This window comes from uncultured Clostridium sp. (assembly GCF_934754915.1).
GTDB lineage: Bacteria > Bacillota > Clostridia > Clostridiales > Clostridiaceae > Clostridium.
On record NZ_CAKVKB010000334.1, the window covers coordinates 1 to 1,663 of the forward strand.

General features: G+C 27.8%; 1 protein-coding gene. It reads right to left on the bottom strand.

Features of this window, described 5'->3' with window-relative positions:
* Positions 1-1,663: SIR2 family protein (locus Q0F58_RS19490; protein ID WP_294379753.1), on the bottom strand; the 1,663-nt coding region annotated here is incomplete at both ends.

A 1,663-nucleotide genomic window follows, 5' to 3' on the forward strand; every position in this document is an offset into this window, starting at 1 on the left:
TTAGTTCTTTTGCTATAATTGAAGATTTTATGACAATTTTACCTCTTTCTACATCTACCAACTCTCCACAATTTTTATTTCTTTTTATTACTCGTTCAACATCTTGTAAATCCAATAGTATTTTATAATCATTAGTATTCAAGCCCAATTCCAAAATTCCGCTTATAAAAGTTAATATCAAAATTCGACGTAAATCACTATTTCCATTTATATTGACTATGTTCTCTACAAACCTATCAATAATATGAGTAGACTCAAAAAGGTAAATTAATATATTTTGAAATCTTGAATTACATTTCTTTTTTAAATATTCTATTCTTCTCTGTCCAGATACTCCTGCCAAATCACCATAGAATCCATATTTTAAAACTAATTTATCTAACAGTTCAATTTCACAATCGCTTAGTTCATCCAAATTTATTGAATTTATAAACTGTACATTACTCATTCTATCAATAATATCATAAATACTATTATAATAATTATCATACATAGATGATCTCATAACCAATATAAATTTTATATTTTTCAAGTCAAAATCTGCAAATTTACTTAAAATATCTAAATATACATTTGCAGGGTCGCATATTAAAACTTTTTCCTTACCATCCTTACAAAAACTCTTTATCTCCGACAATACCCTCTGATTGTTGATTTGCTTTAAATAATAAAATTCTAAATCTGGACATAAATCAACAATTTGATTTACAAATACAGATTTACCATTACCTAAATCGGAATGAATAATGACTGATTTGCCCTGTTCAATTTCCTGAATAACCTCAGCAACTTTATCTCTGTTTACCAAAGCTTCATAACATCTGTTAGCATCTTTCTTATATATTCCATCTTTCTCAATTCCATTAAAAAGAAGTGCATACACATCCCTATCTTTTGGTTTTATTGAATTATCATATCTATTTGCTTTTCTGAAAGTCTTGTAATAAACTTCTTTTTTTCTTTTTTCATCCACTTCAATTTTAGCTAAATCTTCAAGAAACGCTTGCACGCCACATAATAAGACTCTTCCATATTTATCCAAAAATTTCCTATTACTATCTGACAAGTCAGATCTTTCTACGAAAAAAATTTTGTCCTTAAGTTCTTCATCCGCAACAAGTCTTCGTATATCAATATCGCTGCTAAAAGATAGACCTATAATAAAAATGACTTTTGCACTATATAACTCATCAATTAAATACGAATACCATGGTGTATCAAAGAATTTTGTATTATTATATGACATATGTGACAACTTAAAAGTTTCTGGCAATACACCATTTTCAACTTCTTGTATATATCCATTCAGATGCATTACCATTTTAGTCTTATTTACTTTTCTAATATCTGCGCCTATACTATAACCTTTAATTTTATTTCCACAATCATTACAAACTTTTTCTATCAAATTATCGTAATTTGTACTATAAACTCTTAAATTCTTTATTCTTGCTAAAGCTTTATAATACTCCGCATATGTATCTACCATGTAATGAGATTTCAAATAATCAATCAGTTTATCTTCTCCATACATATCAATATATTCTTGCGAAACTATATCTAACGGTACTCCTGAATCCATACCTGTCAAATCCGCCAATTCTTTTGCTAATTCACTTCCCACCAATAAATGTCTATCTTCATTCTCACTTACATTTTCTGC